The 6823-nt window shown below is 70.4% G+C and carries 8 protein-coding genes and 1 tRNA gene; 5 read left to right on the top strand and 4 right to left on the bottom strand.

Going from position 1 to position 6823, the window contains the following annotated elements; all coding sequences use genetic code 11:
* Positions 1–1023 (bottom strand): glutathione-independent formaldehyde dehydrogenase (locus tag C1I97_RS27770; RefSeq protein ID WP_111005887.1); only part of this gene is annotated, 1023 nt, incomplete at its 3' end.
* A gap of 168 nt (positions 1024–1191) precedes the next feature.
* Positions 1192–1923: a maleate cis-trans isomerase family protein gene (locus C1I97_RS27765; protein WP_111005884.1), complete on the bottom strand. Its 732-nt coding sequence runs from the start codon at positions 1921–1923 to the stop codon at positions 1192–1194.
* Between the two features lie 195 nt (positions 1924–2118).
* On the opposite strand from C1I97_RS27765, the gene ehuB reads away from it, so the two are divergent.
* The 5 genes from ehuB to C1I97_RS27740 all read left to right on the top strand — a co-directional run bounded on the left by ehuB (position 2119) and on the right by C1I97_RS27740 (position 5440).
* Positions 2119–3042: an ectoine/hydroxyectoine ABC transporter substrate-binding protein EhuB gene (gene ehuB / locus C1I97_RS27760; protein WP_111005883.1), complete on the top strand. Its 924-nt coding sequence runs from the start codon at positions 2119–2121 to the stop codon at positions 3040–3042.
* Complete coding sequence (gene ehuC, locus C1I97_RS27755; protein ID WP_111005886.1) at positions 3039–3797, top strand: ectoine/hydroxyectoine ABC transporter permease subunit EhuC; 759 nt, start codon at positions 3039–3041, stop codon at positions 3795–3797. Before ehuB ends, ehuC begins: the two co-directional genes overlap by 4 nt.
* Positions 3794–4444 (top strand): ectoine/hydroxyectoine ABC transporter permease subunit EhuD, encoded by a 651-nt coding sequence (gene ehuD, locus C1I97_RS27750; protein ID WP_111005882.1) that lies wholly within the window; start codon positions 3794–3796, stop codon positions 4442–4444. Before ehuC ends, ehuD begins: the two co-directional genes overlap by 4 nt.
* A gap of 37 nt (positions 4445–4481) precedes the next feature.
* Positions 4482–5246, top strand: a complete 765-nt coding sequence (ehuA, locus tag C1I97_RS27745; RefSeq protein ID WP_111005885.1) for an ectoine/hydroxyectoine ABC transporter ATP-binding protein EhuA — start codon at positions 4482–4484, stop codon at positions 5244–5246.
* A gap of 120 nt (positions 5247–5366) precedes the next feature.
* Positions 5367–5440, top strand: a tRNA-Lys gene (locus tag C1I97_RS27740).
* Between the two features lie 56 nt (positions 5441–5496).
* Here C1I97_RS27740 and C1I97_RS27735 read toward each other — a convergent pair.
* Positions 5497–5940: a DUF3592 domain-containing protein gene (locus C1I97_RS27735; protein WP_111005881.1), complete on the bottom strand. Its 444-nt coding sequence runs from the start codon at positions 5938–5940 to the stop codon at positions 5497–5499.
* 144 nt (positions 5941–6084) lie between these two features.
* Positions 6085–6690, bottom strand: a complete 606-nt coding sequence (locus C1I97_RS27730; protein ID WP_111005880.1) for a lytic polysaccharide monooxygenase auxiliary activity family 9 protein — start codon at positions 6688–6690, stop codon at positions 6085–6087.
* Positions 6691–6823 lie beyond the last annotated feature (133 nt).

The following is a 6823-nucleotide window of genomic DNA, read 5'->3' as shown; positions in this document are numbered from 1 at the left end:
GCGCCCGGCGATGATCAGGTCGCGCAGCTGGCGGTTGTACTGCTTGACGTTGCACTGGCCGGTGCCCATCGCCAGGCCCTTTTCGAACATCTTGCCGATGGAGACCAGCAGCTGGCCGTGCTTGGCGTGCTCGTCGGGTGCGCCCGGGTCGGAGGGCACGTACAGACCCGGCACACCGAGCATGCCGGTGGGCCGTACCGTCTGGATGAGCGTGTTGAGGACGACGGCGGGCTCCTCGTGGCTGGCGTCCTGGTGGGACTGGGCCTGGTAGCCGACGGCGTCCACACCCTTGTCGGTGCCTTCTCCGTTCGTCTGTTCCTTGATCTGCTCGGCCGGGTCGCCCTGGGTGAAGTCGATCGGGATGGCCCCGATCTCCTCCGCCTTGGCGAGCCGCTCGGGCACCCGGTCGACCGAGAACACCTTGGAGGCGCCGCGCAGCAGCGCCGAGTAGGCGGCCATCAGGCCCACCGGCCCCGCGCCGAAGACGGCGACGGACTCACCGGGCTTCACCTGGGCGAGTTCACAGCCGTGGTAGCCGGTCGGGAAGATGTCGGCGAGCAGCACGAAGTCGTTCTCGAACTCATCGCCCGGCGGCAGCTTCAGACAGTTGAAGTCGGCGAAGGGCACCCGCAGCCGCTCTGCCTGGCCGCCCATGTAGGGGCCCATCGCCACGTATCCGTACGCCCCGCCGGCGAATCCGGGGTTGACCGTGAGGCAGAACCCGGTCTTGCCGGCCAGGCAGTTCTTGCAGAACCCGCAGGCCACGTTGAACGGCATCACGACCCGGTCGCCCTGGGACAGGGAGGTCACGCCGCTGCCGACCTCCTCGATGATGCCGAGGTTCTCGTGGCCGAAGACGATGCCCGACTCGGCGGCCGTGCGGCCTTCGTACATGTGCAGGTCGGATCCACAGATCGCGCTCGACGTGACTCGTACGATCACGTCGTTCGGGTGCTGGATCTGCGGGTCGTCGACGTCCCTCACCGTCACGTTGAAAGGCTTTTCGTAGACGACGGCTTTCACCTGGGTCACCTCCGCGTCGAACGCTGGACGACAGCGGTGACGGGCCGTTACCGGGGACGCACACACAGACGAGGTCGGTCGTCCCGTGCCGTGGGCCTCGGGCGTTCTCGCTGCACCGCCGGTACTTCCAGGTAACGCCCCCGCGGCGGGGCCCGCAACCGCGGCGGCTCACACCTGGACGATCGGCTCCCGGGTGAACAGTGTGCCCAGCTCGGGAGCGTTGACGCGGCGGTCGGCGAGCCGCAGGGCCTCCCACACGCTCACCTGGTTCGACGTGAGGACCGGCTTGCCGAGGTCCTTCTCCAGGGCCGTGATGTGGGACACGGTGTGCAGGGCGGTGTCGGGCAGCAGGACCGCCTCCGCCTGCGGTACGTCCGCCTCCCGCGCCAGCGCCAGGACCTCCGCCTCGCCCCAGGCGGCCACCTCCGCCGCCGTGACGATGCCGACGCTGCGGGCGGCGGCCACCTCGATCCTCCCGGCGCGCAGGAAGTCCGCGAACAGGCCGGTGACGTCCTCCGGGTAGGCCGCCGCGAGAGCGACCCGGCGGACGCCGATCTCGGCCGCCGCGTGCACGAAGCCGAAGGAGGTGGAGGAGGCCGGCATGCCGGCGGCCCGGGCCAGCTCGCGGACCTGTTCGTGCGCGCCCTGCCAGCCGCGTACGAAGCTGCCGCCGGTGCACGCCCACACCACCGCCTCCGCCCCCGTCAGGCGCAGCCCCTCCACGCCCTGGGCGAGCCGCTCGGGCGAGCCCATCCCGTACAGCGCGTCCACCCGGTACGCGTCCTCGCCGGGGTCGGTGTGGACCAGGTCCACCCGGATGTCGCTGCCCAGGAGCTGCTCGATGCGCGGATAGTCGTCCTCTGCGAAGTGGCCCGGGTAGAGGAATCCGAGTGCGGTCATCTCCAGCCTTCCTGCTGCTCTTCGGACAGTGGGAGCGGCCCGTACGGCCCTGTGGTTCGGGTACCCAGTCGGCGCGGCGCAGCCCCCTTCGTGACCCGATCGGCCCGGATCGGGTCCCGATGACGCCTGTGAAGGATTGGCGGTGGCTGGAATCCGGCCGGAATACCCTCCCGGGTTCGGGGTAGCGGCGCGCCCATGGTTCCCTACGACAACGGCTCGCCCCCTACGGACAGACCCGGTCTGCGCCGCCGCGCCCTGCTCACGGGCGCCGCCGCCCTGGCCGCGGCCGGCGCGATCGGCGCGAGCAGCGGATGCAGCCGGGTGGCCACCGCCGACACCGGTGACGGCGGGCGGCTGCTGGAGCAGCTGCGGGCCCGGGGCAGCGTGCGCCTGGGCATCGCGGGCGAGCAGCCCTACGGCTACATCGGCAAGGACGGCAAGGTGACGGGGTCGGCCCCGGCCATCGCCACCCGGATCTTCAAGCGGCTCGGCGTCGACCGCGTCGAACCGTTCCCCACCGAGTTCGGCTCGCTGATCTTCGGGCTGAACTCGCTGCAGTTCGACGTGGTCGCGGCGGGCATGTACATCAATCCGGACCGCTGCCAGCAGGTGCTCTTCGCCGATCCCGAGTACCGGATGAAGGACGCCTTCATCGTGGCCAAGGGCAACCCGATGAAGCTGCGCGACTACAAGGACATCGCCCGCACCGGGGCGCGGATGGCGACCGGTATCGGCTACGCGGAGATCGACTATGCCAAGGCGGCCGGGGTGAAGAGGATCACCACCCTGCCCGACCAGCTGGCCGGTCTCCTCGCCGTCGAACAGGGCCGGGTCGACGTCTTCGCGGGCACCGCGGTCACGGTGCGCAACGTGCTGGAGCAGACCCGCAGCACCAAGGCGGAGGCCACCGACGAGGTCACGCCGTACGTGGACGGCAAACCGGTCGTCGACGTCGGCGGCTTCGCGTTCCGCAGGCCCGAGCGGAATCTGCGCGACGCCTTCAACCGGGAGCTGCACAAGATGAAGCGCAGCGGCGAACTGCTGCAGATCATGCGTCCCTTCGGATTCTCCGAGGACCAGATGACGACGCTCACGGCCGAGGAGAAGTGCCGGGCATGAGTGAGATCACATCGGGTCTGTGGGGCCTGCTGCTGCACGGTGTGTGGGTCACGGTCCAGCTGACCGTGTTCAGTGCCGCGCTCGGCGCGGCCGTCGCGTTCGCCGTGGGGCTGGCCCGCACCCACCGGCTGTGGATCGTCCGGTTCGTGTCGGGCGCGTACTTCGAACTGTTCCGGGGCACCTCGGCGCTGGTGCTGATGATCTGGGTGTTCTTCGTGGTGCCGTTGACCCTGGGCTGGCAGCTCGTCCCCCTGTGGGCGGCCGTGCTCACGCTCGGGTGCACCTACGGCGCCTACGGCTCGGAGGTCGTCCGGGGCGCGGTGGCCGCGGTGCCGCAGGCGCAGCGCGAGGCCGGTGTCGCGCTGGGCTTCACGCCGGCCCAGCGGCTGCGCAAGATCGTACTGCCGCAGGCCTGGCCGGAGATGGTCCCGCCGTTCAACAACCTGCTGATCGAGCTGCTGAAGGGCACCGCCCTGGTGTCCGTGCTCGGCGTGGGCGACATCACCTTCGCGGCCCAGTTGGTGCGCAACGCCACCGGCCAGAGCGCCTCCGTCTACACGGTGGTCCTCGTCCTGTACTTCGTCCTCGCCTTCCTCCTCACCCGGGGGATGCGGCTGGTGGAGCGCAGGGCCAAGGCGGGCGTCGGGCGGCTCGCGCCCGCGGAGCCCGCCGTGACCGCGAAGACCGGCCGGGTCCGGCAGCAGGACCTCGCCGGCAGCTCGTCGTCGGCGTCGGCCGCCGGAGGTGTCTCGTGAACTGGAACTGGTCCACGCTGGGCGACTTCCTGCCCGCCTTCGGGCACGGCGTGCTGGTGACCCTGCAGGCCCTGGTCCTGGGCGCGCTGATCGCGTTCGCCCTCGGCCTGGTCTGGGCGCTGGCCCAGCGCTCGCCGCTGAAGGTGGTGCGCTGGCCGGTCACGGCCGTCACGGAGTTCATCCGCAACACGCCCCTGCTGGTGCAGCTCTTTTTCTTCTTCTACGTGCTGCCCGAGTGGGGCCTGACCCTCTCCGCGCTGGCCACGGGCGTGATCGGTCTGGGGCTGCACTACTCGACGTACACCGCGGAGGTCTACCGCGCCGGCATCGACGGCGTACCGGCCGGCCAGTGGGAGGCGGCCACGGCGCTCAGCCTGCCGCGCTCGCGGACCTGGACCGCGGTGATCCTGCCGCAGGCGCTGCGCCGTGTCGCGCCCGCGCTCGGCAACTACGTCATCGCGATGCTGAAGGACTCGCCGATGCTGATGGTCATCGGCGTGCTGGAGATGCTCGGCCAGGCCCGCCAGTTCGGCTCGCGGACCTTCCACATGAACGAGCCGATCGTGGCCGTCGGCATCGCCTTCGTCCTCATCGCCTACCCCGCCTCCCTTCTTCTGCGAGCCCTGGAGCGACGCCTTGCCCGCTGACACCGAACCCTCGATCCCGAAGGCCGCCACCGCCACCATGGCCGGCACCTCCGGCGACCCCGGCAGCCGTGAGCTGATCCGCCTGGAGCAGGTCACCAAGCGCTTCGGCGGCAACACCGTCCTGGACCGGCTCGACTTCTCCGTGGACGCCGGCAAGCACGTCACCCTGATCGGCCCGTCCGGCTCCGGCAAGACGACGATCCTCCGGCTGCTGATGACGCTCACCAAGCCCGACGAGGGCACGATCACCGTCGACGGGGAGCAGCTGTTCCCGGCGCCGGAGAAGCGGTGCCGGGAGGTCCGCAAGAAGATCGGAATGGTCTTCCAGCAGTTCAACCTGTTCCCGAACATGACCGTCCTGCGCAACATCACCGAGGCGCCGGTGACCGTCCTCGGTCTGTCCAGGGAGGAGGCGGAGGCCCGCGCCCGCGAGCTGCTGGACCTGGTGGGCCTCGCCGACAAGTGCGACGTGCGCCCGACCCAGCTCTCGGGCGGGCAGCAGCAGCGGGTGGCCATCGCGCGGGCGCTGGCGATGCGGCCGCGGGTGCTGCTGCTGGACGAGGTGACCTCGGCGCTGGACCCGGAGCTGGTCGCGGGCGTGCTCGACCTGCTGCGGGACATCGCCCGCAGCACCGACATCACCATGCTGTGCGTGACCCACGAGATGAGCTTCGCCCGGGACATCTCCGACCAGGTCCTGATGTTCGACTCGGGCCGGGTCATCGAGTCGGGCCCGCCGGAGAAGCTCTTCAACGACCCGGACCACGAGCGCACCCGGGAGTTCCTGAGCGCGGTCGTCTAGGGGCGCACCACCCCGGCGGCATGTGCTTCCGACCACCCCGGCGGGTGGTCGGAAGCACCCCGCGGGACCAGGTAGTATTTTCTTTGTCGCCGGCCGCGGGAAGCGGACGGCGGGAGTCATGCGCCGCTAGCTCAGTTGGTTAGAGCAGCTGACTCTTAATCAGCGGGTCCGGGGTTCGAGTCCCTGGCGGCGCACAGGTGAAGGGCCCCTCGTGATCACGAGGGGCCCTTCGGCGTTCCGGCCGCACCCGTCACAGGTCGGCGAGCTCGTGGAACGCGACCATGAAGCCGACGCAGAACACGACGACCACCCCGAGGAACGCCAGAATGCCGATCACGCCGGCCACGTGCTTGAGATCGCCGGGCCGGTGGGCGGTGGCGACGACCTCCGGGCCGTCGGTGCAGTACACGGTCACGGCGTCGCCCTCGAGGACCGTCGCCGGGCCGTCCTCCTCCTCGAAGCGGATCCGGCGTCCGTCGCGCGCGGTGAACTCGTACACGTGGTGCATCCTCGTGCGGACGCGGGACTCGCCGCCGCCGTGCGTCGTGGTGAACACGCGCAGGCAGCGCGCCTCGGCCGTCAGTCCGCCGCGCCAGGCGCGCCTGAGCCGCAGCCAGCGGCGAACCGTCACGAACGCCATGGTCAGGGCCATGGCCAGGACGAGACCGGGCACGACGTAGAACAGCACGCTCATGGCGCTCCCCCGAGGTCCGTACGCCGCACCCGTCCGGCCGGCGTGGGAGCAACCTACCCACGCCGGCCGGCCCGGTGTCTCAAGGGAAGCTCAGAACGCCAAGGGAAGCCCAGAACGCCCGGAGCGCCCGGAGCGCCCGGCCGCTCAGAACGTGACGTCCGAGCAGGCGTAGAACGCGTTGCCCGTGTCGGCGACCGTCCAGACCGCGAGGATCACGTGGCGGCCGCTCAGCCCGGCCGGCAGGGTGCCGCTGTGGCTGAGGGTGGACGGCGGGCGCTGTCCGCCGTAGGGGACCGTGAGGAACGGGGTGGTGTTGAGGTCGGCGCGGGCCAGGGCGTGGTTCTGGTTCCAGCCCTGCTTGGTCACGTAGTACTTGAAGTCCGTCGTGGCGTGCATGGCCGTGAACTGCCAGCGGAAGGTGTAGCTCTGCCCGCCGTTGACCTTGGTGGCCGGCCAGGCGCCGCCCGAGGGGGTCCTGGGGCTGTCGAGCTGGCCGAACCGGGTGTTGTTCCCGGAACAGAGCCGTCCGTCGGCGGGCCCGGACGCCGGGAAGCCCTTGGGGCCCTCGACGCTCTGCGGCTCCCACTGGATGTCGCCGCAGTTGGGCACGGTGCCGTTGGCGCAGAGCTTCTGCCGGCTGATGGGGAGGTCGGTGTAGCCGTGGCTGCTGGCGCCGCCGGTGGAGAGCACGAAGGCTCCGGCGGTCGTCAGGCCGAGCACGGCTGCGTACAACTTGGCCTTGGTGCGCATGCTGCCGCTCCTGGAGATGTGGGGGAGGTTCGGTGAGCTGTGCAGGTCTAGACCAAGTCTCAGGTTATGGCCGACCGTTGGCCGTGTCCATATCAAAGACGCGTCCCCACCCCTCACGGACCCGGATCCCCAC

This window comes from Streptomyces sp. NTH33, from assembly GCF_003236365.1.
Classification (GTDB): Bacteria; Actinomycetota; Actinomycetes; order Streptomycetales; family Streptomycetaceae; genus Streptomyces.
This window is presented reverse-complemented; position numbering and strand designations above follow the sequence as displayed.

Bases quoted from the DNA above. Each gene is read 5' to 3' on its own strand.
- C1I97_RS27730 (WP_111005880.1), bottom strand. From the start codon at position 6,690: ATGCGCACCAAGGCCAAGTTGTACGCAGCCGTGCTCGGCCTGACGACC.
- ehuB (WP_111005883.1), top strand. From the start codon at position 2,119: ATGGTTCCCTACGACAACGGCTCGCCCCCTACGGACAGACCCGGTCTG.
- ehuA (WP_111005885.1), top strand. From the start codon at position 4,482: ATGGCCGGCACCTCCGGCGACCCCGGCAGCCGTGAGCTGATCCGCCTG.
- C1I97_RS27735 (WP_111005881.1), bottom strand. From the start codon at position 5,940: ATGAGCGTGCTGTTCTACGTCGTGCCCGGTCTCGTCCTGGCCATGGCC.
- ehuC (WP_111005886.1), top strand. From the start codon at position 3,039: ATGAGTGAGATCACATCGGGTCTGTGGGGCCTGCTGCTGCACGGTGTG.
- C1I97_RS27765 (WP_111005884.1), bottom strand. From the start codon at position 1,923: ATGACCGCACTCGGATTCCTCTACCCGGGCCACTTCGCAGAGGACGAC.